The sequence below is a fragment of the Eubacterium sp. 1001713B170207_170306_E7 genome, from assembly GCF_015547515.1.
Classification (GTDB): domain Bacteria; phylum Bacillota; class Clostridia; order Eubacteriales; family Eubacteriaceae; genus Eubacterium.
Genome location: NZ_JADMVE010000008.1, coordinates 113,686 through 140,167, shown reverse-complemented (window position 1 = coordinate 140,167; position 26,482 = coordinate 113,686). Strand labels below are relative to the sequence as shown.

The 26,482-nt window shown below is 47.7% G+C and carries 15 protein-coding genes and 1 riboswitch; of the genes, 11 read left to right on the top strand and 4 right to left on the bottom strand.

Going from position 1 to position 26,482, the window contains the following annotated elements:
* Positions 1-33 precede the first annotated feature (33 nt).
* Positions 34-196, top strand: a riboswitch (cobalamin riboswitch).
* Between the two features lie 403 nt (positions 197-599).
* The 5 genes from I2B62_RS17805 (at position 600) to I2B62_RS17785 (ending at position 4,042) form a co-directional block, all read left to right on the top strand.
* Complete coding sequence (locus I2B62_RS17805; RefSeq protein WP_195270383.1) at positions 600-1,319, top strand: LytTR family DNA-binding domain-containing protein; 720 nt, start codon at positions 600-602, stop codon at positions 1,317-1,319.
* Between the two features lie 34 nt (positions 1,320-1,353).
* The gene (locus I2B62_RS17800; protein ID WP_195270382.1) at positions 1,354-2,652 is read left to right on the top strand and encodes an ATP-binding protein; all 1,299 of its coding nucleotides are present in this window, start codon (positions 1,354-1,356) and stop codon (positions 2,650-2,652) included.
* Between the two features lie 154 nt (positions 2,653-2,806).
* A complete protein-coding gene (locus I2B62_RS17795) occupies positions 2,807-2,956 on the top strand; it encodes a cyclic lactone autoinducer peptide (protein ID WP_195270381.1) in 150 nt (49 codons plus the stop codon).
* The gene (locus I2B62_RS17790) at positions 2,956-3,531 is read left to right on the top strand and encodes an accessory gene regulator B family protein (protein WP_195270380.1); all 576 of its coding nucleotides are present in this window, start codon (positions 2,956-2,958) and stop codon (positions 3,529-3,531) included. The genes I2B62_RS17795 and I2B62_RS17790 overlap by 1 nt, the downstream gene beginning before the upstream one ends.
* Positions 3,521-4,042 carry a hypothetical protein gene (locus tag I2B62_RS17785; protein ID WP_195270379.1) on the top strand — a complete coding sequence of 174 codons (522 nt, stop codon included), beginning with the start codon at positions 3,521-3,523 and terminating at the stop codon, positions 4,040-4,042. The genes I2B62_RS17790 and I2B62_RS17785 overlap by 11 nt, the downstream gene beginning before the upstream one ends.
* 36 nt (positions 4,043-4,078) lie before the next feature.
* On the opposite strand, the gene I2B62_RS17780 is transcribed toward I2B62_RS17785, so the two are convergent.
* On the bottom strand, positions 4,079-4,417 hold the full coding sequence (locus I2B62_RS17780; RefSeq protein ID WP_195270378.1) for a helix-turn-helix transcriptional regulator: 339 nt from the start codon (positions 4,415-4,417) through the stop codon (positions 4,079-4,081).
* Between the two features lie 374 nt (positions 4,418-4,791).
* On the opposite strand from I2B62_RS17780, the gene I2B62_RS17775 reads away from it, so the two are divergent.
* The 5 genes from I2B62_RS17775 (at position 4,792) to I2B62_RS17755 (ending at position 21,915) form a co-directional block, all read left to right on the top strand.
* Positions 4,792-5,676 (top strand): LysR family transcriptional regulator, encoded by an 885-nt coding sequence (locus I2B62_RS17775; protein ID WP_195270377.1) that lies wholly within the window; start codon positions 4,792-4,794, stop codon positions 5,674-5,676.
* A 97-nt stretch (positions 5,677-5,773) separates the two neighbouring features.
* Entirely contained in the window at positions 5,774-6,742 is a 969-nt protein-coding gene (locus I2B62_RS17770; RefSeq protein WP_195270376.1) for a DMT family transporter, read from the top strand.
* Positions 6,743-6,931: 189 nt separating this feature from the next.
* Complete coding sequence (ahpC, locus tag I2B62_RS17765; RefSeq protein WP_195270375.1) at positions 6,932-7,498, top strand: alkyl hydroperoxide reductase subunit C; 567 nt, start codon at positions 6,932-6,934, stop codon at positions 7,496-7,498.
* Positions 7,499-7,514: 16 nt separating this feature from the next.
* Positions 7,515-9,182 (top strand): FAD-dependent oxidoreductase, encoded by a 1,668-nt coding sequence (locus I2B62_RS17760; protein WP_195270374.1) that lies wholly within the window; start codon positions 7,515-7,517, stop codon positions 9,180-9,182.
* Between the two features lie 328 nt (positions 9,183-9,510).
* Positions 9,511-21,915 (top strand): SpaA isopeptide-forming pilin-related protein, encoded by a 12,405-nt coding sequence (locus tag I2B62_RS17755; protein WP_195270373.1) that lies wholly within the window; start codon positions 9,511-9,513, stop codon positions 21,913-21,915.
* A 186-nt stretch (positions 21,916-22,101) separates the two neighbouring features.
* Here the strand turns inward: I2B62_RS17755 and I2B62_RS17750 are convergent, their stop codons facing one another.
* The 3 genes from I2B62_RS17750 to I2B62_RS17740 all read right to left on the bottom strand — a co-directional run bounded on the left by I2B62_RS17750 (position 22,102) and on the right by I2B62_RS17740 (position 25,600).
* On the bottom strand, positions 22,102-22,476 hold the full coding sequence (locus tag I2B62_RS17750) for a YegP family protein (protein ID WP_195270372.1): 375 nt from the start codon (positions 22,474-22,476) through the stop codon (positions 22,102-22,104).
* A gap of 154 nt (positions 22,477-22,630) precedes the next feature.
* Positions 22,631-23,500 carry a DegV family protein gene (locus I2B62_RS17745; RefSeq protein WP_195270371.1) on the bottom strand — a complete coding sequence of 290 codons (870 nt, stop codon included), beginning with the start codon at positions 23,498-23,500 and terminating at the stop codon, positions 22,631-22,633.
* A 111-nt stretch (positions 23,501-23,611) separates the two neighbouring features.
* Complete coding sequence (locus tag I2B62_RS17740; RefSeq protein ID WP_195270370.1) at positions 23,612-25,600, bottom strand: fructose-1,6-bisphosphatase; 1,989 nt, start codon at positions 25,598-25,600, stop codon at positions 23,612-23,614.
* 249 nt (positions 25,601-25,849) lie between these two features.
* Here I2B62_RS17740 and I2B62_RS17735 point away from each other — a divergent pair, with 249 nt between their 5' ends.
* Positions 25,850-26,482, top strand: a complete 633-nt coding sequence (locus I2B62_RS17735; RefSeq protein ID WP_195270369.1) for a cobalamin-dependent protein — start codon at positions 25,850-25,852, stop codon at positions 26,480-26,482.

Below are 26,482 nucleotides of genomic sequence, written 5' to 3'. Positions count from 1 at the left end.
AATCCGCCCAAAGAGCGTATGATGAAGTTAATTAAATATTGAATGATCCTATGTAGTGGGAAAAGGGTGTAAATCCCTTGCTGTAATCGCAGCTGTAATGCAAAATGCTTTCTGAAAAGCCACTGTCAATGATGATGGGAAGGCGGAAAGACGATATTGCTGAGCCAGAAGACCGACATAGTGATTGGTTCTTAAAAGACTCCGATTTAGAGTGCTTAAGAAACGAAACAAAACCTTTACCATCCAGTATAACTGTGTTCGTTCATCCCTCTCTGAATCCGAGAGGGATTTTTTTATGGAATTTAAGGACGGTCGCCTTATCATTCGTATTTAATTAGATCTCATAATGCCTGTTCCATCAGACAGGTGTCATTAAATCCTCTTTTCAGTCAGCGAGGCTGAAAAACCCTCCCTTTTTTAGAAAAGTCCCAAACGCCGGGGCTTTTCTTTTTTTGAAAAAAATGTTAAAATTCTGGTTTTCAAAGCGTCATTATATGGTATAGAATATTTGGTAGGAATGAACTTCATCACGCCTTTTTATAGGGTGTTAGAAGAAAATATGATATAATGAAAGAAATATCGGAAAGGCAGAAAATGGGATGATTAGAATTGGAATTTGCGATGACAATGCTTTAATTGCGGAAAAGCTTGAGGCGCTCATCATCAAATATGGTGAGGAACACAGTATTGATGTGGAGACGTATGTTTATCATGACGGCAGTGAAGTGCTTGAGGACCGTATCCAGTTTGATATCCTTTTTCTTGACGTGGAGATGCCCGGCACCGACGGAATCGACACGGCCAAGCAGATCCGCAAATGGGACGCCCGGGTAAAGCTTATCTTTATCACCAGCTATACCCATTACATGCGCAACGCCTTTGCCGTGCACGCGTTTGAGTATCTGGTCAAGCCCTTTAACACCGCCAAGGTTAACATGGTGCTGACCGAGGTTTTTGATTTTATCGAGAAGGAAAACAAGAGCCACGACGTCTCGCTGATGATGGGCGGCGAGCTGAAAGTCTTTGCCAGCAACGATATTTATTATTTTGAGCGCGTCCGGAGAAAGATCAAAATGAGCACCACCCAGGGCGATTTTGAATTTAACGGCGTCCTGTCAGAGATCATGGAAAAGGTCGGGGACTTTGATTTTGAGTACTGCCATAAAAGCGTGATTGTGAACCTGTTCCACTGCAAGCGCATCGCCGGGGCCGACCTGTTCCTGGATAACGGCGAAACCCTACCCATTGCCCAGAAACGCGCCGTGGAATTTAAGGCGCGTCTGTTTGATTATATTGAGGAGAATTTTAAGCTGCTGTAGCGGATTGGCTTAAGAGATACGTTCGAGGAAAAGTATGGATAATGTGTTTTATTGGGGAAATTTGATATTGTGGTACAGTATATCAGGATATGTTCTGTTTAAATTTATGTTTAAACTATTTAAGAAAAAATACACTATGTCAATTTATGTGCTTTCTTATTTTATGTTTGTATCTTTTGCGATTATAGTTAATCAATTGAGAATTCCTTTGCTGAAAAGTTTTTATGGATTATTAGCGACCTGCTTAGTTGGAATTTGTTTGTTTGATGCACCAATGAAAAGAAAAATTGTTGGTGCAAGTTTGTTGTTTTATTTATATATGTTTATTATGGACACCATTTCTGTGTTAGCTTTTTCTGTTCTTAGCGGTAGAACAATGGAAATTATTATGGGAAATAGTGCCGCGTTATTTTTTTCAGGTTTGGCAAGTCAAGTGATGCTTTTGTGTTTTTATAGACCTCTTATTGTAATAATGAAAAAGCATGAATTTGGTAAAATAGCAACACAACAAAATATCTTTTTAATAATCTTAGCACTTTTTGAAATTTTAATAATAGATTATATTTCTATTATCATTGACACTTCCATTACAAGTGTTGTTTTAACTATTTTGAGTGTTGGATTTTTAGGATTAGATATTTACTTGATTTATCTTTTTGAAGCTATTTCTCAAAAATATACTTTGGAAAATGAAATGAAACTAAGAGATCAGCAATTGTCTATGCAAAATAACTATTATCATAATATTGAAGCCCAATATGATCATTCTAGGCGATTGATTCATGATATGAAGAATCACATGCAAACCTTAGAGGAATTATATATTTCAGGAAGTGGTATTGAAGCTAAGTATTATGCGCAAACAATTTTAGAGAGTATGGACGCTCTTTCAGGCCGTTTTAAATGTAAAAACCGTATATTGACAATTATTGTTAATGATAAAATACTAAAATGTGATGAATTAAGAATTGAGTTAAATATTGAAGTGGAAGATATCGATTTTAACTTTATTGATCCTTTTGATATGACCACAATTTTCTCGAATTTGCTGGATAATGCGATTGAAGCATGCACTAAAATTCCCATAGAAAGAAGAATGATTGTTTTAAGAGTCTTTAAATTCAATCAATTTGTGACTATCAGTATCCGCAATCAATATAATGGAGAGTTGGCTTGGGATAAAGATACCCTTGTATCTACAAAAGGTGGTAAGCATATGGGATTAGGACTTAAAAACGTCGAATCAGCCGTGGAAAAATATGATGGTACAATACAACGAAAAAGTAATGATGAATTTTTCGAGGTGAAAATTTTATTGTCTCCTTCAGCGTAAAATAGACACATGATTTTTTACTTCAGACATAGGTATGATTAAATAGACAAGGAAAAAGACACTTCAGATAAAACGGATTGAAGCTCTTACAAGAAGACGCTAAAATAAGTGTAATCAGCTGATGTATTTGTTTATTAAATTTGAGGTGTCTATTATGAAAAAAAATAGCTTAAAAGATAAACTGTTTAAGGTCGTCGAAAAAACGGCCCGCCAGGAAGCCATTAAAAATGCCAATACCGCATGCTGGCTTTTCAACCACCAAGACAAACTTCCCGAAAAAGTTAAGGATCTGCGTAAGTTCTAATGATTGGTCGGGGTGCAAAATGGACGGTTAACCGTCTGGTCGCGCACCGGATCATCGATTTAGATGATGTGGAAATTTACCAGTTTGGGCTGGAATCAGCCATGCTCAAAGCAACTCACTACGCATCTATGCTGCTGGTGGGCCTTATTCTGGGCATGCTGCCGGAGACCATTCTCTTTTTAATTGTTTATGCGGCCATCCGCGCCTACGCTGGCGGTTACCACGCCGACACACGCGGGGTCTGCTATCTGCTGTCATGGATCACAATACTTTCTGTTTTACTCGTTGCTCGGTTCTGCCCGGCGGGGGCGGTTGCGGTGGTTACCGCGTCGCTTACGCTGTGTGCTTTTCCGGTGATCTTCAGATGGGCGCCGGTTGAAAACAGCGCGAAGCCGCTGGACGACGTCGAGTGCACCCATTACCGGAAACGGGCGAGGAGAATACTGGTGGTTATCAGTGCCTGCGCGCTGCTTGCCGGACTGGCCTTTAACAGCCGGTTTGGACTGGTCGCCGCAGAATGCCTGGGCCTTGAGGCGCTGATGATGCTGCTGGGGTTGTGGAAAAATGGGCGTTAAGCCAAAATATTCAAGAGAACAGCAGAGTGTGATTCGGGAAGCGATGGAATGTGGTTTCGATGTGTCGCCGTATATTACGGAGGCCTTTACGCCAGACCAGATACGGGAAATTTTCTGGGGATTGATGACCGGTGTGGATGTGACCTTTTATAACGATCCTGAGTATTCAAATTGCCAGATGTGGCAAATACGGGAAGGTCTAACAGGAAAGGTAGATGTATCGGTCTATGCGGATAAGAATCTGGATTGGAAAAAGATGTATCTGATCCGGATGGGTTTAGAGGAAGGGCTGGATGTATCGGAGTATGTGCGGCAGGGCATGGGTCCGGAGCAGATCCGGGCGATTTTGCAGGGCTACCGCACCGATATTGACTACAAGCTTTACGCGAAGCCCTGGTATACAGCTGGCGAAATGCGGGAAATCGGCTCAAAACTGATCCGGGAAGCGGTTCGGAACCGGGCGGAGGAGACGCAGGGCGCTGGTGTTATGTTTAAGAGTATAAAAAAATAACAGGTGCCCAACTGCAATTTGGACACCCGCATTTTTTTATTCTACTGGGTCGTGGCTGAGTAAATACAGAGTCAGAATTTCTTCTGCGTATTTTCCTTTGTCTGCTGGACAGCGTTCCAAAAGCTCCAGCAGCGCTGCGTACTTCGTCCCCATGTATTCCTTGGGGCCGTAGAGAATTGCGTCGGCGGACATTTTTAAAATGTCACAGAAACGGTTCAGGCTTTTTAATGAAAAGCCCTTTGTCCCCAGTTCTATATCGGCAAGGAAGGTTGGCGTGATACCAATTTTTCTTGCCAGTTCATCACGGGACATGTTCAGAAATGTTCTTTGTTTACGAATACGAAGGCCAATCGCCTTATGATCTAGCTCTTGCATACAATTCCCCCTAAAAATAGTATTTACGCTTTTAGTTGCTGACTGATACCGCTATGGTATAAGCCGACGGTTTATTGATAACCGAACACTTTTGCGCATTTTAATAGGACCGCAGTAGACTTCTTAATTATATCCGCTTTTACCAGTAATTTCAAGTCTCTGTAAGAAAACTGAAAGGAACGGGTAAAAAGACGGACAGAATCTCCCAAAGACGGACTTGAGGGGATTTTTTTGTTTGTCTGAAATATTTTAAGTTGAAAAAATTTGATACTTTTAGTTAAATGAATCAGGACAGAAAGTCTAGAATAGCGAGGTTGCATAAAATTCAAAGTGTGATATAATGAAACGGATTAACGGAAAAAGGACGTATTTTTATGAATGTAAATTTTGAACATTATAAGGTCTTTTATTACGTGGCCCGTCACGGGAGCATCACCCAGGCGGCGCAGGCGTTGTATATCTCACAGCCGGCAGTAAGCAAATCCATTCATCTGCTGGAAAAGGAGCTGTCCTGCGAGCTTTTTTACCGGAATCAGAAGGGAATGACCCTGACACCGGAGGGCGAAATGCTGTACGGCCATGTGGTAAAGGCCTATGAACAGCTGGCGCTGGGCGAAAAAAAGCTCTGGGAGATGCTGAACCTGAACAACGGGGTGGTGCGTCTGGGCACCAGTGATATGATCGCCCGTTTTTTTTTGCTGCCTTACCTTGAAAAATTTCACAGCCTGTACCCGGAAATCCGTATCAATATGCAGAGCGGTACCACGCCGGGCACCCGCGCCGCCCTGAAGGAGGAGCACATTGAGATCGGGGTGGTATCCTCGCCGGTGGCGGCCTCGGACGATATTGAGATTCACCCCATCCGGGAGATTCAGGACGTTTTTGTGGCCGGGCTGGATTACGCGCCTCTTGCCGAGAAGGTGCTGAGCTTTGAGGCGGTCATGGAGCACCCCATTATCTGTACAGAACGGAACACGGCCAGCCGCCATTATCTGGATTCGTTTTTTCTCAAACATAAGATACACCTGGAGCCGGCCTTTGAGTTGGGCACCATGGAGCTGATCATGCCTTATGCGGAAAGAAACCTGGGCATCGGCATTGCGGTCCGCGATGTGGCGCAGGAACGCCTTGAGCAGGGAACCCTGGTGGAGATCAATACGAAAATCCAGATGCCGAAGCGGCAGATCTGTGTGATCAGGCGCAAAAAAGGCCGAATTTCCAAGGCGGCGGAGGCCTTTCTGGACATTATTCTGCCATAACTGATGGTTATAATACGCATAAGAATATTTCATTTTACTTATGGTAACGCAAGGGGTAAAATCGTTACTGTACGAAAAATGAAAGGATGATTTGATTTTGAAAAAAGGCTATTTATATATTGTCGTCGCGACGTTGTTTTTCAGTTCCATGGAGATCGCCCTCAAGAGTGTGTCAGGCCAGTTTAACGCTGTGCAGATGAACCTGACCCGCTTTCTGATCGGCGGTCTTGTTTTAATTCCCTTTGCGCTGCGGATGCTTCGGAAAAGGGCGGAGCATCTGGATGGAAAAAGCCTGCTGCATTTTGCGGGACTGGGCTTTCTGGGCGTGGTCGTCAGCATGACCTTTTATCAGCTGGCGGTGGAAAACGCCAACGCCTCGGTGGTGGCAGTGCTGTTTTCCAGCAATCCGGTGTTTGTGCTGTTTTTCTCGGGCATTATCCTGCACGAGGTCATTCAGAAAAACCATGTGGCGGCCATGGTGCTGGAAATCCTTGGGATTCTGGTCATTGTCAATCCGTTTTCCACTTCGCTGAACATCGCGGGGGTGGTCATGGCCATTCTGGCGGCCGCGGCCTTTGCTTTGTACTCGGTTTTTGGCAAGAAGCAGTGTAACCGCTACGGCGGCGTGGTGGTGACCTGTGGCAGTTTTCTGTTTGCCAGTCTGGAAATGCTGGCGCTCATCGGCCTCAGCCATGTGGGGCCAGTGGCGGAGCTGCTGGCTGGCAATGGTCTTTCCCTGTTTGCCAATATTCCGCTGTTTACGGGCTATACGGCGTCCAATATCCTCACCATGCTGTATATCTGTATCGGCGTGACAGGCGGCGGCTACGCCTTTTATTTCATGGCCATTGAGGAAACCTCAGCCAGTACGGCGTCGCTGGTATTTTTCTTTAAGCCGGTGCTGTCACCCATTCTGGCGGTGCTGATCCTGCACGAGGCCGTGCCGTTTAACATGGTCATTGGGGTACTTCTGATCCTGGCCGGTTCCATGACCAATCTGCTGCCGGCGTTTACGCGCAAGGAAAAAAAGCCAGTGTCCTTAAGCGCGGAACAGGGCCGTTCCTAGCCTGTTTTATAAAGTCTGAATTTTGAAGCCACAGAGAAACCCTTAAATTCTCTGTGGCTTTTTTCAGGTTAAAAACGCATTTTAATTTAGAATTATTCTTGACAAGCTCTTTTCATCGTGTTAAGATACACTCATCAAATAGTTAGAAAAAACTAACAAAAATAAATTTTATTGAAAAGAGGTATCAATATGAAAAATTTAATTGGCAAAGAATTGATCGATTTTGAAGTGCAGGCTTATCATAACGGTGATTTTAAAACCGTCACAAAGGAAGATGTCCTGGGCAAATGGGGCGTGTTCTTCTTTTATCCGGCAGATTTTACCTTTGTGTGCCCCACAGAGCTGGCGGACGTAGCGGACAATTACGAAGAATTTAAAAAGATCGGCTGCGAAATTTATTCGGTTTCTGAGGATACCCATTTTGTACATAAAGCGTGGGCGGACACCACCGACACCATCAAGGGATTGCCATACCCGATGTTAGGCGACCCGGCCGGCGTGCTGGCAAAATTCTTCGGCGTGCTGGTCAAGGAAGAAGGACAGGCGCTGCGCGGCACCTTTGTGGTGGATCCGGACGGCGTGATCAAGGTTTATGAAATTCATGACATGGGTATCGGACGTAACGCGGAAGAGCTCCTGCGTAAGGTTCAGGCCGCTCAGTTTGTAAGAGAACACGGCGACCAGGTCTGCCCGGCAAAATGGAAGCCAGGCGAAGACACACTGACACCAAGCCTGGACTTAGTCGGCAAGCTGTAGGAAGCAGGAGGGCGCCATGGATAAGATTTATGACTTGATTATCATCGGCGGCGGTTCCGCCGGACTCTCGGCTGGTATCTATGCTGCCCGGGCCATGCTCGACACATTGATTATTGAGAAAAACCAGCCGGGCGGCCAGGCTGTGAATACGGCGGAGGTGGTGAACTATCCCGGTATCCGCCGTACCACCGGCCCCAGGCTCATGGACGAAATGCACAAGCACGCCATGGATTTCGGCGCAGAGTTTACCGTGGCCGAAATCGAGCGTGTGGACCTTGACGGGGAAGTAAAGGCACTGCACACCAGCCGGGGCACCTATAAAAGCCGGGCGGTCATCATCGCCACCGGGGCCTCTCCGCGCAAGATCGGCTTTGCCGGCGAGAAGGAATATACCGGACGCGGCATAGCCTACTGCGCGACCTGTGACGGCGAATTTTTCAGCGGCCTTGACATCTTTGTGCTGGGCGGCGGCTTTGCCGCGGCTGAGGAGGCTGTGTTCCTGACCCGCTATGGCCGAAGCGTGACCATTGTGGTGCGCGAAGACGACTTTACCTGCGCCCAGATGGTGGCGGACAAGGTGCGTGAGCATCCGGGCATTGAGGTGTGGTACAACACTGAGGTGAAGGAAGTGAGCGGCGACGACTTTCTGAAAAAGGCTGAGTTCTTCAACAACAAAACCGGCGCGGCCTTTACCTATGAAAGCAAGGACGGCAAACCCTTTGGCATGTTTGTGTTTGCAGGCTATGAGCCGGCCACCCAGATTTTTAAGGGTCAGGTGGACATTGACGCAGAGGGCTATATTCCCACCAATGACCGCATGGAAACCAGTGTTCCCGGCGTGTACGCCGCGGGCGACTTAAGGCCTAAGGAGCTGCGACAGATCGTCACCGCGGTGGCCGACGGCGCCATCGCGGCCACCGCGGCGGAAAAATACGTGGCGGCAGAGCGGGAACGCCTGGGCCTGGCAGCGCCGGAGCCTAAGGCAGCTAAAACGCCGGCAGCACCAGAGCCGGAAGCGGAAGCGCCCCAGGGCCCGGACGATGGCTTTATTCCAGCCGCCATGAAGGGCCAGCTCAAGGAAATCTTCGCGAAGCTCGAGCGCACCGCCCGGGTGGTGACCATCATCGACCCGGCTGTGCCAAAGACTCTGGAAATGCAGGGCTTCTTAGAAGAAGTGGCAGCCCTCAGCGACCATATCCGGGTGGAGGCTTATCCAAAAGGTGAAAAGCCAGAGCTGGAAGCCGCCATGCACCTCGATAACCTGCCGGCAGCGGCCCTGTTTGATCCAGAGGGCCAGTATTCCGGCGTCAAGTTTACCGGTATCCCCGGCGGCCATGAAATGAATTCCTTTGTTCTGGCGGTTTATAACTTTGCCGGACCGGGCCAGGCAGTGGATGAGGCGCTTGTCAAACGGATCGAAGCCATTGACCATCCGGTGAATGTCCAGATCTGTATCTCCCTATCCTGTCATTTCTGCCCCGATGTGGTGGCGGCCTGCCAGCGCATCGCTCTACTGAACCCGAACATTCAGGCGGAAATGATCGACACGGCCCTTTTCCCAGAACTCAAGGAAGCGTATAAGCTCATGAGCGTACCGGCCATGATCCTCAACCAGCGGGATGTGGTCTTTGGCGCAAAGAAGATGAGCGAAATCGTAGAAATTTTTGAAAATCTGAAAAACTAAATCATTAAATCCTCCGTAAAGGCGGCCTTCGGGCCGTCTTTTTTCTTTTTTGAACTTTTTGGCTGGAGTGTGAGCAGACCCCGATCCGCAAGCGTATCCTGAACGGCTTTTCTGGTAAAGACTCAGGCGCACATACCGTCTTAAACCCTTCGGTTTGCCTAAGCATCAACTTCAGTAATATCGGGACAGAATCAGTAAAAAAAGTGAAATGGAATTTCGGTTTTGTTAGACTTATTATAAAGGTAATCAATAGTGGCAAATTGGCGCTTGCCACAAATATAAAGAAAATAAAAAGGTAGGAAAAATGAGAGAAAAGAGTAGAAAAAGTATGAAAACAAGGCTTCTGGCCCTGCTTCTGGTTTTCTGCATGACATTCCAGATGGTTTCATACAGCCCGGGGAATGTGGTGCGGGCTGAGGGCGAGGACGCCGTGGTGGGCGAAAGTGAAGCCTTGAACGATGACGGGCTCAGTCTGCCCGAAGAGATTAACCCGGTAGAAACCACAGAGGAGACTCTGGCAGATATTCCTGAAGAGGAGGCCGCTCAGCCCACTGACTGGACTGAGCAGACCGAGCAGACCGATGATTTGAAGCTGACTCTGGCAGGGATCACCTATCAGAAAGGTGATGAAGAACCAGCCGTCATCGAGCCCGTGGAGAATAAATGGGACCTGTCGGCCCTTTTACCCAGGGATAACGGAAAGCTTCATTTTACCTGGCAATATCGGTTTGAAAATGACCAGGACATCGCAGAGGGCGATACTTTTACCATTTGTCTGCCTCAAAATGAAACGGGAATGCCTTATATCCTTTTGGAGGATACCGAAAAACCTGTTTCAGTGTCAGATGAAAATAATAATACAATTGGCAGCTATGAGATTAAGGATAATGCGGTGACCTTTACTCTGGCAGGGGGAGCAGCGAATACTGGAAGTCTGGAATTTGCCGGTGCTCTGAACGCCGAAGCCCTGAAGGCAGATGAAACCACAAACGCTATCCTTGCGCCCCAGGGAGAAGCAGGCGGACAGTGGCAGTTTGTGCTGCCCGGAAAAGCTGCACCGGAGCCAATCCCAACACCAGAGTCCACGCCTGCTCCTGAACCGGAAAAAGAAAATCCGGTGATGAATGGGTTGAAGGCGTTATTTGGCGTGCAGAAAGCAGCGGCGCCGGCAGGGCCGCAGGATGTGACGGATAATGAGAATGATTTGAAATTGGACATTGGTTATATTGATTACATTTCCCCTGATGGTATTACCCAGTCCTTTTCACCTGAAGGAACTCCGCCGACTATTGATATGTCGAAAGTCAAGTATGAAGCAGGCGGTTATTTTAACATGGGCGTCAATTTCAAATTTTTAGATTTAAAACCCGGCGATACAAACCGTTCCATCAAAGGCGGCGATTATTTTATCTATGATATTTCAAAGTATTTTAGTATCAATGATGAAAATATTATCGATAAGGATCAGACCCTGGCCCAAGGCGGGACTCCAATAGCTAATTATAAAATTACAAGAAAAACAGATGGCGGATATGAACTGAAAGTAATCTTTACCGACATTGTCGCCAATGGAAATTATACCACCATCGAAGGAAATATTGCTGTAGGTTTACAGCTAGCAGACCGTGGAAATGATAATGGAAATCCAGTTACGATACCGTTGGACATTCAGGGAACGCCGAATCCCGACTCAGTCATAACACTTCCGCCTAAAACACCGTTGATTGACGGCGTAAAAAAAAGCGGCATTTATGATCCGGAAACAGGTGAAGTGGTTTGGCAGTTAGCTGTCGGTACATCGGAAAAAAGTGCTGGTGCCAGCCTTGCAGATGTTAAAATCATTGAAAAGTTTCCTGCTGGTCTGACATTGGCCAATATAGTAAGCGGAACTCTGGAAGATGGCACTCCGTTGGAGTTTAGCAAGCAATCTGACGGAACTTATGCCTTTACATTTTGGGAAACAGACGATACTAAGACAGCGCCGAAGGCCCCGGCGACTATCACGGTCAGGACAAAGGTGGCAGACAGTGTTTATGAACAATTAAAAGATAACACGGGAGCGGCCAGCGCAACTTTGACCAATGATGTTGAGATCGCTATGGATGATGGTGCTGGGATTAATCTTGGTGAGAACAGAACCGCCAGTGCGCCGGCCACTATCTATAAATCCGGTATCGAAAAGCATGGCGTACAAATCGGCAGTGATACCATCAAATGGTATATCACCATCAACGATACCGGAGACGGAAACCCGAGAAATAATATTTATCAGGCTATAGTAACCGACAAGCTCTCTTCGGGTTTACAGTTTGATCCTTCAGGAACTGTTACGATCACTAATATTGATAAAAATCAGGCCGTCGGTTTTACATATTGGAATGGTACTGGTACGGAACCGCAAGGGAACTACTACACTTACACGGCGCCTGTTTCAGATGCTGAGGGAGGCAGGATCGTCTGGTATTTTAAAAATCCGGAAACCCTTAAAAATGCTTATCAAATTGAATTTGACACAAAAGTAGAACTGCCAGATAAAGATGTAGATTACGACCCGGATAATATGCCGGAAAGCTTAAAAAATGAAGCTTATATGACCGCCAGCTGGCCCCATGGTACGGAGCCAGGGACAAGTATTGAGTATGGTTTTGGCCCTATCGGTTCAGACTTTAATGTGGCTTATGTGGATAAAATCGTACAAGCAGACCAGGAAACCGGTTTTATCGACTGGACCATCCACCCCAGCACGCATCTGCCGTCGGAACACTTGAACGGCACTAATGACAGCGCAGTACTTACCGATAGGATTACAATAGAAGATCAGGATTTTCAGACAGGGACTCTAAAGGTTTATGATGAAAGCAATAAGGAATTGGCAGAAGTAGACGGCGTGAAGATAGTAGAGCCTTCTGCTATAAATGACAATAAGTTTACGATCACCATCACTGGTGAAAGTCTGAAAAAATTGAATGATCTGACCATAAAATATCAGACTAAAGCTAAAAAGTATTTCAAAGAAAATTATACTAATCATAAATATACTAATACTGTCAATCTGGCTGTACAAGACGGCAATACAATCTTTAGCAGCGCAGATAGTGCAGAAGTTACCTTCCCCAATAATTTCCTGAAAAAAACTACTGCATACGATGATAACACCGGAACAATGATTTATACTATTCTGGTGAATGACAGCAAGATGAACATGGATACGCTCTCTGTCACCGACGATTTAAATAATTTGGTAACCACCTTTACAAAAGAGGATGGATCAACAACAGAAATCACAGGATTGGCGGATAAAGAGAATAATGCTATTTGGACAGTTGAAAACCTGCCAGAAACCATCATGGTAGATGGAGAGAAGAAAGCTTTATCAAATGCCAATGTAACACTTAAAAATGAAAATGGAACTATCAAGCTTGATAAAACAGCGGCAAGCAGCTCATCTTACCAATTTGACATTAAATTAAAACTGACCGACGAGGCAAAGAAGAAATATCTCGGCGCGTCAGACTGTACCGTCAGCACAAAAAACACTGTTACTGCAAAAACACCTCAATTTAATGAGGACAATGAATTTTCGGTAGAATCCATTGGAAACGGACAGGGACAGATCATTGAAAACAAGCTGGCGGACAAAAAGAACATTACAGCAGAAGACGTTAAAGGACAATATGACTGGCAGATTGTTATTAACCCCAACGCTGTGCAACTAGTAAAGGAGGATGGCAACGACGCTATCACAGCGGTGATTCAGGATACCATTCCAACAGGTATGGAGTTTGACATTGCCTCGTTGGTTTTAGAAAAAAAAGTAAGTGGAAGTTACAGTTCTGTAAGCTTGGATAAAACACAAGACATTGCCATCAAAATGGAAGGCGGCAGTACAGTTTTACAGATTACTCTGCCAGATACTAAATCTGCGTATAAGCTAAAATACACCACCAATATTGTTGCGCCTATCGATAGCGGAAAAGTTACCAACAAGGCCGAGCTAATTGTAGACGGAAAGACCTCCAGCAGTTCCAGCCAGGAATCCAGTGCAGATAGAAGTTCCTGGGCGCATTTGGAAGGCTTTGCCAGCTATACCTTTGTCAAATACGACGCTACCGCAGGAATAACCTTCCCGCTGCAGAATGCCAAGTTTGGTCTGTATATGGAGAACAACTGCAGCACGCTCAAAAACATCTATGTCTCCGATGAAAATGGAAATGTTCAGTTCTTTGGACTGCAGCCAGGTGAAACCTATTACGCAAAAGAGCTGGAAGCGCCGCAAGGGTATCAGCTGGATGCAAGTGTTAAAACAGTTAGTATCGAAGCAGATAAAGGTGGGCAGACAGTTGACTCTGATCCTGTAAAAAATGACCGTAACGCCGGCGGTGTGATGGAAATTACAAAGCAGTTTAATCAAGCAGACAACAATCAATTTACAAATAAAGATTTACAGTCCACCTTCGAGCTGTATCTGTATCCCTTTGCTGAAAAAGGAGACACCGCCAAAAAAACCAAGGTATTTGTAACGGCTAATGGTGGAGGATATTCCTACACCGGAACTGAAATGGGCGGCACGGCAGACAATGGTATTGCAATTCAAAACGCCCAAGATGGCCACCTGAAAATTGAGGGTCTCCCATGGGGAACTTATGGATTAATCGAAAAGGAAGCGGCTGATGGCTTTGTCACCGACGCAACTGAAAGAAAGTTTGTTGTGATAGAAAAAACAGGCAGCACCCCAAATTTTGAAATAAAATATGGAGAAGGTTTTAATAAAACGAGTGGTAAGTTGGATCCTGTAATTAACGGTTCAACAAAAATCTTAATTGAAAAGAAAGACGAAAAAGGCCAGTTTTTATCCGGCGCGCATTTAGTGATTGCAACAGAAGCGGTTACGGAACAAAACAGTGATAAAATTGTTAAAAATCCGATTGATGGCCAGGAATATAGCTGGATTTCAGCGGGAGAGGTTAAAGAAATCACAAACCTTCCTGCAGGTACTTACTATCTCTGCGAGATTGACGCGCCGGGAAGTGTAACAACCGTTGGTAAAGCAAACGCCATTCTATTTACGCTAAAACAAGATGGTAAGCTGACAACCGGTGAGGGTATTACAGAAGATACCATTACCATGGTTGACAAAACTAACAAAATTACCATCAAAAAGCTGGACCAGCTGGACAGCCGTGTACCGGGGGCGACCATCGAGCTTCAGGAAAAAAAGGATGACGGTAGTTATACTGTTCCGGATGCTCATAATAAAAGTAATGGTAGAGACAACGAGTGCTGGGTTCGCACCACAGATGCAGATAACGATCTTGTTTTTGAAGGCCTGCAGCGTAATAAAGAATATAAAATTGTCGAAACTGGCACTGCCCCCAGCGGCTACCTGTCAGCTAAGGAAATCACCTTTATCATGGGTGATGACAATAGTGTAAAAAATGTAGTGCTGAATAATACGGGCATGGAGAGTGCGCCAGATAAATATAAGAATATTAACAGCGGCACTACTTTCACTCTTCGGGATGAACGGATTTTAGGCCATGTCAAGTTCCTAAAACTAGACGAAAATAAAGATGAAAAAGGCAATCAAAAACCACTTGCAGGGGTCACCTTCGATTTATATGAAGATGTAAATCAAGATGGTAAGTACGATAATGGAGATAAAAAGATCAATAAGGATAATGATCACTTTGTTTCCGCCCTAGATGGTAAGGTAACGACAGTTGGTAGCGGCTTAATTAACCCGCAGACAGGAATGGAATTTTTAAATGGCATACTTGAGGGAACATATTATTTTAAAGAGGTTGAAACGCTTCACGATTATGTCCAGCCGGAAGATTTGATTACAGCGTCTGTGAAAATTACAGAAGGTAACCGATATACTTGGACAACGGTTGGAAGCAATACAGAATATTTTGTCAATACGCTATCCTCGATTACCAACACGCCAATTAAATGCGACGTAACCCTGGAAAAAACTGATGTGGAGACTGGAGCTGCAGTCAATGGTGCGGTCTACGGGCTTTATACAGATGAAGATTGTACAACATTAGCCCAAGGCGGCCCAGTCAATGATAAAAAAGACAGAACAGCCACCACGCTGAAAAAAGATGAATCAATTCAATGGACGGATTCGAACAGCACCACTTACACACATCAAATGACGGCAGAAGGTCAGGCATGGTTCTGCGATGTGGGCAGAGGAACGTACTGGATTAAGGAAATCACACCAGCGCCGGGCTATACCATCAGCGATCAAGTGATCGGGCCAATTACCATTGATAATAACAGCAAAGGAGTAACAATAGACCTTAACACAACATCAACTATCACCGATGAACAGACAAAAATCGAAATCGCCAAAATAAAAGTGGGAACGACCGAAAATTTATCCGGTGCAGAATTAAAGCTGACCGGGAAATTTGTGGATTCGGTAGATACAGCTAATGGTATTACCTGGACGACCAACAGTGATCAATTTAAAGTATTTTCCGGAAAGCTGATTGCCGATGAAGTCTACACCCTGACCGAAGTAACCCCGCCCGCAGGCTACGAAAAAGCCGCGGATGTGAAACTGAAAGTCGACGCGTCGGGGCAGTTGTACGCCAGCACAGATGGCGGCACAAACTGGCAGAAGGTTAATAATAACCAATACCACTTAAGCGACAATCCAGTGGAAGTATCTTTTGATAAAAAAGACCAGTATGAGCAGCCGGTAACCGGAGCAACGCTTGCCATTTACAAGCTGGGTGCCAGTGATAATCCAGAGGGCGATGCCATCGAAACCTGGACAACCGACCAAAACAGCCACGTGGTCAGCACGAAGCTGAGCATGGGACAAAAATACCGTTTGACAGAGGAAAACACGCCAGCAGGCTACACAACGGCCGCAGCCATTGATTTTACCATTACCGATGACGGAAAAATCAACAGTAGTGGAACCCTGAGTGAAACCCTCACGATGACCGATGACCGTATTATGGCGCATGTACAACTGGCAAAAACGGATACCAGCAATCAGCCAATCGGCGGTATGCAGTTTACACTGTACAAACAGATTGGAGATGCGCCTGATCTTAAAGATGGCAGCAATGGAGATAGTGCGATTACGTCCTTTACCCTGGATGCCGCTGGCGTCTGGAAAAGTACAGAACAAACGGCAGAGAATTCGGATACGAAGCAAAAACTGAACGAAGGACTGGCCATAGGAAAATATTATTTCCTCGAAACCGACGCCACCGACAGCTATTATCTGCCGGCCGATATGGCCGGGCGCGTGACATGCTTTGAAGTAACAGAATCACAGGATAAAAAGACAATTGAGACAAGTGCAAAAAATGCACCGATGACCGCTGGGGTTACCCTCAAAAAGGTTGACGCTGAGAGCAAAGCCGCAGGTCTTGCAGGCGCGCAGTTTACTCTGACGCGCGTAAAAGACGGAACGGGAAATACGGTATCGGAAGCAGAAACAATCATTTCAGACAGCAATGGGACTGTCAAAGCAGAAAACCTGAAAAAAGGACACTATACCCTGAAAGAAACAGGTGCTCCAGAAGGCTATGACCTCGGAACAGAACCCTTTGAGTGTGAATTTGACGTTACCGACGCAGTTCAGGACAAGACACTGACCATCGCGGAGAATGCGGCCAACGATAATGCCTTTAGCTTAAGCATTACAGAGAACCAGAGCGCGGTAATCGCTGAAGGAGTTGCCAACACCCGCAAACCCGCCAGCTTTATTCTGGAAAAAATCGACAGCCAGAATGGCGATACAAAGCTGAGCGGCGCGAAATTTGAAATTTATACCAAAACTACAGAAGATTTTGCAGGCGACAATGGCAAAAAGCCAGTCTTAACCGCGGAAACCGGAAAAACTTATGACTGTTCGCAAACGAATATAACAGGAACTGATGGCACGGAGGGTCAGCTTGCGCTCAACAATCTGCCCTGGGGCGATTACTGGATCATCGAGACCGTGCCGCCGGCAGGCTATCAGCTGCCAGCGGACAATACCGCTAAAGCTTTTACCGTGGGGGCAACTGCCCTTGAAGTAAAATGGGTGAGTGATGCGGCCATTACAAACGCCCAGAACAGCCTGACATTAAAGAAAACAACAATGGATGGCAATATGCCTTTGTCTGGTGCTAAGCTTAAAATTGCAACGAGTGATGGGACGCCGGCAGCCGAAGCTGTTTTAAATCAAGCTGCGGATACCTGGACTATTACAGGTGCCCTGACCGCTGGTACAGAATATTTCTTATATGAAGAAAACGTGCCGGAGGGTTATGAAACCCCGGCGCTTAAAAACAGCGATAATAGTTATCTGGCAAAAATTATGATGGGTGCAGACGGAAAAATAAGCATTACAGAAGATAACACCCAGAATGGTCTGGTGAAAACAGGAGATGACTCAACTAGCCTGACCATTAAAAACCAACCCATCGAAGTTGCCTTTAATAAAACCGATATGGACGGAGCTGCGCTGAATGGCGCGGAATTTGAAATCACAGGTAATTTCTCTGATGGAACAAATTCTGTTAAAATTACAGACAGCAGCGCGGCCACTGCCCTCAGCGCCAAAATGGTCGCGGGCAGGCAGTATACCGTCACCGAAACCACACCGCCCAAGGGATATAAAAAGGCCGCTCCATTTACCATCACCGCCAATATCGACGGTACAATAACGCCGTCTGAGGGATCAGAAAGCTATGTCTCGGTTGTGCAAAACGATCAGAACAATACAGTTACTCAGATCACTGTCAAGGATGATCTGGTCAAGACAATGATCAAAAAAACCGATGAGGATGGAAATCTGATAGGCGGTGCGGAATTTAAGATCACCGGTAAGTTTAAAGATGCACCTGATGTCGAGACATCACAGATTGTCAAACCGACAGCCAACAGCGCGGCGGAAATTCTGAACCTGATCGAAAGCTCAAACAAAGACAATCCCGACCATGTTTATAAATTGGAGGAAATCCGCGCAGCAGACGGTTATCAAAAGGAGGAAAGCGAAGCCCAATTCTTTATCTGTCCTCAGGCTAAAGTCCATTTTGTTTCAGGAAAGGACATACCCGGTGTGACAGATATTGACACAGACGAAATAACAATGACCTTTAAGGATACGCCTATTAAACTGGAATTAAGAAAGACTGACGAAAAAGGCGCGCTGTTATCCGGCGTTACCTTTAATCTGACCGGGAAATTTGCGGATAATCCGGGTGAAACGATCACGAAATCGCTCACCAGCGATAACGGGACCTATAATCTGGATACCCAGATAGTGGCCGGAGAGACCTATAAACTCAAAGAAACAGCTGCGCCGCCGCAATACCAGGTTTATGAAACAGAAGTCGAAATTAATGTGAATGACAATGGAAAAACATTGACGATTATTGGGAACCATGAAGGAATCAGCATTAGGGATAATGTTATTACTTTCCAGAATAAGCTTAAGCTGGGCAGCATTGTCTTTACGAAACAGGCTGTAAATAACAGCGATGACCAAAATCCGACCAATCTGCAAGGCGTAACATTTGGTTTATACAGCGATGCCGACTGCAAGAAGTTTAAAACGGCTGCGGTCAGCGGTGCTGACGGAAAGGTCGAATTTAAGGATATTTCGGCAGGTGAATACTACATCCAGGAAATGACACAGGCTGGAGATGTAACGCAATATTACAAAGCCAATAAAGTAGTTTACAAAGCCAATATTGACGGCAGCAAACCGGGAAATACTGGTGAAGTATACAGCATTGAACCCGAAACCATTATCAACACTGCCATCCGTGGCAGCATGACACTCAAAAAGATAGACGACACCTTTAAGACAACAGGCGCGGATGGAAATGAAACAGATCTTGTACTCAGCGGCGCGCAGTTTGCTGTGTGTTTGCAAGGTACTAAAACCGTAGTAGCTGCTATTATTGAAAAGAGCGGAGCCTCTGGAGAATACGGGCTTCAGTCCACCGATCAGCTGGCCCTGGGTGACGGATACACCGAAGAAAAACTGAATCGCTTTGGCATTCCATACCTTTACGAGGGAGAGCTGTTAGCTGGCGAATATGACGTCTATGAAACGGCAGCGCCAGGCGGTTATCTCCAGCCGGGCGAAGCAGTGGCAGCACTTCATATTGCAGAACTTATAACGACTGTCGATGGAGAAGAGACCACGCAGGCAGTTATTACAAACACAGTCCGCCGAAGTTCAGTATCCATCGAAAAACAGATTGAAACCACAGCTGACGGCACGATTGATGTAAAAACCAAGAATGCCGGAGCGGGATATCAGTTTAAACTGGAACGTATAAAGGAAGCGAATGGAGCAGACCTGCGGTTTGGTTATACTGGAACAGCAACAACCGGAGAAGATGGAAAAGCCATTTTTGACAATGTTCCAGTTGGACAGTATCAAATCACTGAGATTTTGGTTGAGGGCTTAACTGAGCCATATGTGATGCCGGTTGCCCAGACAATTACCATCCATGAGGACGGAAGTGTGGACAACGGCGATAAACAGAATCAGTTTATCAACCGCCTCAAACGAGGCACCATCTCTGGTGTCAAAATTGACACCGACACAAAACAAGGCGTCACTTATCCGGTTAAAGGCGCGGTCATCGGGCTGTTTAAGGACAGCCAGAAGGTAGCCGAAGCCACCACCGATGAAAACGGCGCGTACCGTTTCGATAACATTCCCTATGGCAGCTATACCTTAAAAGAAATCACTGCGCCGGAAGGCTATGTGCTCAACGGTAGCCAGACAATTGATATCAGTATCACAGAAAACGGGCAGGAAATAATGGCCAGTGCGGCTATCAATAACAGTCCGGCCACAGGCAGCCTCAAGCTGGTGAAAACCAACGCGGATGGCCAGAAGCTGAGTGGTGCGGAATTTACGCTGACAGGTAAGAACCGCTACGGCGACGACATCACACCAATTGTCAAAACCACTGGCACAGACGGCCTTGCTGTCTTTGACAGCCTGACGCCCGGCGCGTACACTCTGACTGAAACCAGACAGCCCGCAGGCTATGAGCGCCTGGCTGAAAGCCTGGATGTCAGCGTGACTGTCGGCCAGGACAATATCGTACAGGTCAGCGCTGTTCAAAATGGAGAAGTGCTGAAGCCTGATGAAAACAGCCAATACACGCTTGTCAACCAAACGGCTGAGATTGTCTTTAACAAGACCGGCCACACTGGTGAGCTTTGCGCGAACGGTGACAACGCCGATGAAATTTTAGGCGCTTCCAAACCGCTCGAGGGAGCAAAATTTGGCCTGTACACGCAGGATAATCAGCTGGTACAGGAAACGGTCAGCAATGCCGGGGGCCAGGTAGTATTTGACCATATTACCCCAGGTACCTATTTTGTGAGAGAGCTGGAAGCTCCGCACTGCTACAAAGTGGACGAAACTGTCTATCGGGCAGTAGTGGATGAAACCGGCCGGTTCCAAGGCCTCAAGACCGCAGACGGCAGCGATGTGAAAGACAATACTGTTCTGGACGACGCAGTGCGCGGTCAGATCAAGCTGGTCAAGGTTGATGAGCAGGATCCTACCAAACTGCTTCCAGGCTCCACCTACGGGCTCTACAAACGAGTTGAAAAGACAGAGCCGCAGAGCAGAAGCACCTTTGCCCGGTTTTTCAGAGCCGCAGCCCAATACGAGGAGGTGCTTGTCGCCACTGCTGTGACCGATGAAAAGGGCGAAATCCTTTTTGACGGTTTGATCACCGGCGTGGAATACATCGTCAAAGAGTTAGCAGCCCCGGATGGCAGCCAGGTTTCAAAAAAACCCATTACAGTTAAATTCAAACTGGAAAGAGGCAGCCTGGAACCCGACATTGAAAGTTTTGACAACGGAGAAGGAACTGCGGCCCTCGACAAGGACGGCAATGTTGTCTGGTATGAGCCGCCGATCATGGTAGAGGTATCCAAAAAAGATATCAATGAAGAAATGCTGTCCGGCGCCAAGCTGCGCATAACCGATGAAAACCACCAGCCCATTGAAGGCTTGAAAGAATGGACCTCCAGCAGTGAGGCCATGCTCATCAAGAACCAGCTTCACGCAGACAAGCAGTATTATCTCGAAGAAATCGAAGCGCCGGACGGCTATACCCTGGCAGAACCGATTCCCTTCAAAGTAACAGTCAAAGACGTGGGCCCAGGTGAAAACTTCACCGACAAGCTGGTGATGACCGATGTGCTTACAGCGTTCTACATCAGCAAAACCATCATCAACGAAACGAACGAGCTGCCTGGAGCAGTTCTGGCGGTTTACAATACCGAGGAGGATGGCAGCATTGCCCGTGACGAGGCGGGAAACGAAGTCATCGCACAGACGATCACAGGCGAAAGCCTGAGCTGGACCTCCGGCACCGAGATGAAAAAGATCGAGGGCTTGAAGACTGGCACCTATGTTCTGCGGGAAACCACCGCGCCGGACGGCTACGAGGTCGCGGAGGAAATCACCTTCACTCTCATGCCAGACGGCACCGTGACCGTGGGCGGCGAAGCCTGCGAGGGCAACATTGTCCGCATGCAGGATAAACCAGCTGAGCAGACAGAGACGCCAGACGTCACAACACCGCAGCAGCCCAATACACCGGAAGGCTCCGCAGGAGCCGCCACCGGTATCTTTAACGGAAGCTCCGGCTTCTGGGGGATCATGGCCATGCTGGCCGTGGCTGTGCTCGTGCTTTGCGGCACCCTGGTCCTCCGGAAAAAACACCGTTAAGACAGTAAATGAGAAAAACAGAAACAAATAAAAACAAGGGAAGCCGCACGGCTTCCCTTGTTTTTTTGGATAAATCAGAAAAAAGTATGAATTTTTTGCGCCCGTCAGCTATTGATGGCAGGCAGTAAGAAGCCCCCCGGATAAGAGTATCCGGGGGGCTTCTATAAAATATATGAAAGGTTAGGATCAGGCTTCTTCAACAATGACTTCGGCCTCGGGAGCGTTGCGCCGGACCGATTCGATGCCCTTCAGGCAGCTGCCCTTTTCTTTATAGCCGGCGGAAACAGCAATGATCTCGCCGTTGCTGGCCTTTAGGTGGAAGCGGTATTTACCACCCTTATCCTGGTACATCTCAAACTTTGGATTTTTCGCGGGGACAGGCTCCTTGGCGGTCTGATCCTCCAGGTGCGCGCCTTCCGCGTTTTTGCGGACAGATTCGACGCCGTGCTTGCAGGTCGTCAGGCTGGAATACACCTCAGACGTTGCGATCACCTCGCCATTTCTGGCTTTCAGATGAAAGGTATAACCGGACTTAACCGGTTTGATAACAAATTTTCCCATGACAAAAACCTCCCGGGCTCAATTTTAAACGAAACAAATGTTTAATTAAAGTATACCACAGGAGAGAAAAGCAAGAAGAACGTTTTCAGTAGAAAGGGAACGGTTTCGGTAAAAAAGAAACCCGCCCGGCTGTGTCAGCGGGCGGGTTAAAGCCTTACCGTTCGGTTCCCAGAAAGAACAGCGCCACGGTGCCGGGACCGGAGTGTGCGCCGATGACCGGATCCACCCAGTTGATGACAATTTCTTTGGGGTGGTATGTTTCCTCGATCTTCTTAGCCACGTACTGGGCGTCCTCCAGACAGTCGCCGTGAGTGATGAAAATGGACTGCTCGGACGGGTTGATGGCGGTCTGGTCCAGCCGTTCTACCAGCGCGTCCAGGGAACGCTTGCGGCCGCGCACCTTGGTCACAAAGATCAGCCGGCCTTCGTTGTCCATGTGCATAACGGGTTTGACGTTTAAAAGCGTGCCGAAGATGGCCACCGTGCCGGACACACGCCCTCCGCGCTGCAGGAAGAACAGATCGTCCACCGTAAACCAGTGGCAGAGGTGCAGGCGGTTGTCCAGAAGCCAGGCATTGACGTCCTCAATGCTCTTTCCGGCATCCCGCAGGTTCGCGGCATGGTAAACCAGAAGTCCCTCGCCCAGCGAAGCGCCCAGGGTATCCACCGCGTAAATCTTGCGGTCGGGATATTTTTCTTTCAGCGCCTCAAGGGCCAGGTATCCCACCTGGTAAGTGCCGCTGAGCGCGGAGGAGAACCCGATGTACAGAACATCTTTGCCCTGCTGCAGCAGCCCTTCAAAAAGACGGGTGCAGATGTCGCTGCTGATCTGTGAGGTGGTGATTTCCTCCTTGTTGCGCATCATAGTATAGAACTGGGCTAGATCGGTGATCTCCCCCTTGGTATAGCTGTAGTATTCTTTTTCCCCGACTAAAAAGCGTAAAGACAGAATGTGCAGACCGTAACGGTCAATGATGTCCTCAGGCAGGTTGCAGGAAGAATCTGTTACAATTTCAAAGCTCATGGTTTCCCCTCCGAATGTTATTGAAGTATGCATGTTTAATAGTAGTTTTAGTTTATCATAAGGAAAGGGATTTAGCAACGCTCAACTAAAAAAACGGGCAGAGCCCGTTTTTTAATAAGATTTTTCCTTAATAATCCCTTTCCGGTAAGCCGAAATCAGCATTTCCAGGTCGTGTACCTGGGCCTGGATGGTTTTGCCGATATCCGTGTCCTTGACGCGCTTGCGTTCCAGCGTGGTTTCCACCACCTGCCGGGTGGATTTGATGTCCACGCCCTCACGGATCGCCATATCCACCGATTCAAAGGGGCGGTGGCTGATGAGGGTGAGGCCGTAGGAGTTGTAGGTCAGAGTATAGCCGGCAATGCCCGTGGTTTTCTGATAGGCCTTGGCAAAACCGCCGTCAATGACCAGCTGCTTGCCGTTGGCGCGGATGGGGCTTTCGCCCGAGCCGGCCTTGACGGGCACGTGGCCGTTGATCAGGTGGCCCTCCACCGGGTCCACGCCAAATTCCTTGAGGATCATGACCGCAATGTTCTCATTGTCGTCGATCCGGGTGTAGAAAGGCGTGTAACGCTCCTTATGCGGGGTCTTGTCGTCGATGAAGTACCGCTCAAAGGTGGCCATCTTGTCCTTGCCGAAAAGCGGGGAATCCTTGTTGCACCACAGGTACCACAGGAAATCCGACTTGTTCGGGCATTCCTCAATGTCGCCGAAATAGGCCTCCCGGGCCATCTGGTCGTATTTATCCATGAGGGAGCGGCCCGAATAATATTTGTTGTTGATCTTCTTGACCTTGAAGGTGCCGTCCTCGTTCAGCAGCACGCAGGCGTGGAACAGCAGGTTGTTGTTGTAGACCAGATACATGCTGCCCTTGGCGTACATGAAGCGGATATGCTTCTGAAGCTTTTCGCTGTGACGGAAGGTGTAGCACAGCTTGTCCACCACGATCTGCTCCTCCTCGCTCAATTCCCAGGGCTTTTCATGGTTCAGGGTGGGGAAGTTCGTGTCGTTGAGCTCGTAGACCACGCCGTCCACCTCAACGGTCTTGTTGTCCTCACTGATGCCCCTGAGCACCAGGCGGTCGTCCATCTCGTATTCGGGGTGGCGGGAGATCAGCTGGTCCTCCAGCTTGAACTGGATTATGCTGATGGCCTTGTGCATGCGGGTCATGAGCATGATTTCCGCGTCGGTCTCGATGTCGTCCGGACTCACCTTGGGGGTAAACTGCTGGCAGGGGTCTTCCCGGTATACGCGGTTGGCAAAGGTGGCCAGCGGCAGCAGGTTGATGCCGTAGCCGGTTTCCAGGGCATCCATGTTGGCGTAGCGCAGGGCGATACGCACCACGTTGGCGATGCAGGCCGCGCTGCCCGCGGCGGCGCCCATCCACAGAATATCGTGATTGCCCCACTGCATATCCAGGGAGTGGTGCTTCATGAGGGTGTCCATGACCACGTCCGGCCCCGGCCCACGGTCAAAGATATCCCCGATGATGTGCAGGTGGTCGGTGGTCAGGCGCTTGATGACGCCGGAGATCTCGATGATAAAGTGCTCGGCCCGGCCGTATTCCACCAGGCTCGCGATGATCTGGTTATAGTATTCCTTTTTGTTAAAGCGGTGCTCGTCCTCCTGCAAAAGCTCCTCCATCACATAGGCGAAATCCTTGGGCAGGGCCTTGCGCACCTTGGAACGGGTGTATTTGGAGGCGGCGGCCCGGCAGACCTTGACCAGGCGGTAAATGGTAAGCTCATACCAGTTGTCCAGGTAAGGGCCCTTCTTTTCCTTTTTAATCAAGTCCAGCTTTTCGCTGGGGTAATAGATGAGCGTGGTCAGCTCCTCCAGATCCTCAAGGCTGACCGTGCTGCCCAGCTCGTCCATGACCTTGCGGCGGATCGCGCCCGAGGCGTTCTGCATCACGTGGTTAAAGGCCTCGTGCTCACCGTGGATATCGGTCAGGAAGTGCTCCGTGCTTTTGGGCAGGTTTAAAATGGCCGTCAGGTTGACCACCTCGCCCACGGCGGTGGTGATGTTTGGAAAGTTACCGGACAGCAGCTCCAGGTATTTTTTGTTCTTTTCAAGCTCGGCTTTTGTAAAGTTTTCCATAGAATGCTCCTTAAAATTCTCTGTATTTTCACAATATTTCTGGGAACCTTTGCAATATATATACCCATTATACGCCTTTTTCATTAAAATTCCAATAGAATAAAGAAGAATTCCTTGACAATTCTTTAACGAAAGGTTGATCAAAGAAAAACTATTAATTGGTGTAAATCCAGTGGTTAAACGATTGTCACAGACCGGTTTTTATGATATGATTCATACTAAAATAGATTGATTGTAGACGGAGTTATCATGGAGAAAAAATTAATCGAAGCGGTCGAAAACATCGACGAGCCCCTGGCCATCCGCCAGGTAAAAACCCTGCTCGCATCAGGGGAAAACCCAAAGGAGATATCCAACGACCTGAATTTCGCCCTCCAGCGCGTGGCCAACCGGTACGAGAAGGGCGAGTACTACATCGCAGACCTCATCATGGCCGGCGAGCTGGTGTCCAGCCTGCTCAAAATATCCGGCATGGAATCCGAGCGCTCCAGCCGCGAGGCCCCGGCGGGCAAGATCGTGGTGGGTACCGTGTTTGACGATATCCACGACGTGGGCAAAAACATATTTGTCAGCATGCTGCATTCCGAGGGCCTTGATGTCATCGACCTGGGCACAGACGTCCCCACCGAGGAATTTATCCGGGCCATCAAAAAAGAAAAGCCCCAGATACTGGGCATCAGCGGGATACTGACCTCCGTGGTGGAAAACATCCGCGTGGTGGTGGAGGCCATCACTGCCGCCGGCCTCCGGGAGGATATCCGGATCATTCTGGGCGGCGCCATCGCGGGCAAAGAATACGCCAGATACGTGGGAGCCGACGCCTTTTCCAGCGACGCCATCGAGGGTGTCTCCATCTGCAGAGAATGGCTTACCCAGGAGTAG

What these genes read in the sequence shown, in the direction of transcription:
- I2B62_RS17805 (WP_195270383.1), top strand. Translation starts at nt 600, where the DNA reads ATGATTAGAATTGGAATTTGCGATGACAATGCTTTAATTGCGGAAAAG.
- I2B62_RS17800 (WP_195270382.1), top strand. Translation starts at nt 1,354, where the DNA reads ATGGATAATGTGTTTTATTGGGGAAATTTGATATTGTGGTACAGTATA.
- I2B62_RS17795 (WP_195270381.1), top strand. Translation starts at nt 2,807, where the DNA reads ATGAAAAAAAATAGCTTAAAAGATAAACTGTTTAAGGTCGTCGAAAAA.
- I2B62_RS17790 (WP_195270380.1), top strand. Translation starts at nt 2,956, where the DNA reads ATGATTGGTCGGGGTGCAAAATGGACGGTTAACCGTCTGGTCGCGCAC.
- I2B62_RS17785 (WP_195270379.1), top strand. Translation starts at nt 3,521, where the DNA reads ATGGGCGTTAAGCCAAAATATTCAAGAGAACAGCAGAGTGTGATTCGG.
- I2B62_RS17780 (WP_195270378.1), bottom strand. Translation starts at nt 4,417, where the DNA reads ATGCAAGAGCTAGATCATAAGGCGATTGGCCTTCGTATTCGTAAACAA.
- I2B62_RS17775 (WP_195270377.1), top strand. Translation starts at nt 4,792, where the DNA reads ATGAATGTAAATTTTGAACATTATAAGGTCTTTTATTACGTGGCCCGT.
- ahpC (WP_195270375.1), top strand. Translation starts at nt 6,932, where the DNA reads ATGAAAAATTTAATTGGCAAAGAATTGATCGATTTTGAAGTGCAGGCT.
- I2B62_RS17760 (WP_195270374.1), top strand. Translation starts at nt 7,515, where the DNA reads ATGGATAAGATTTATGACTTGATTATCATCGGCGGCGGTTCCGCCGGA.
- I2B62_RS17755 (WP_195270373.1), top strand. Translation starts at nt 9,511, where the DNA reads ATGAAAACAAGGCTTCTGGCCCTGCTTCTGGTTTTCTGCATGACATTC.
- I2B62_RS17750 (WP_195270372.1), bottom strand. Translation starts at nt 22,476, where the DNA reads ATGGGAAAATTTGTTATCAAACCGGTTAAGTCCGGTTATACCTTTCAT.
- I2B62_RS17745 (WP_195270371.1), bottom strand. Translation starts at nt 23,500, where the DNA reads ATGAGCTTTGAAATTGTAACAGATTCTTCCTGCAACCTGCCTGAGGAC.
- I2B62_RS17740 (WP_195270370.1), bottom strand. Translation starts at nt 25,600, where the DNA reads ATGGAAAACTTTACAAAAGCCGAGCTTGAAAAGAACAAAAAATACCTG.
- I2B62_RS17735 (WP_195270369.1), top strand. Translation starts at nt 25,850, where the DNA reads ATGGAGAAAAAATTAATCGAAGCGGTCGAAAACATCGACGAGCCCCTG.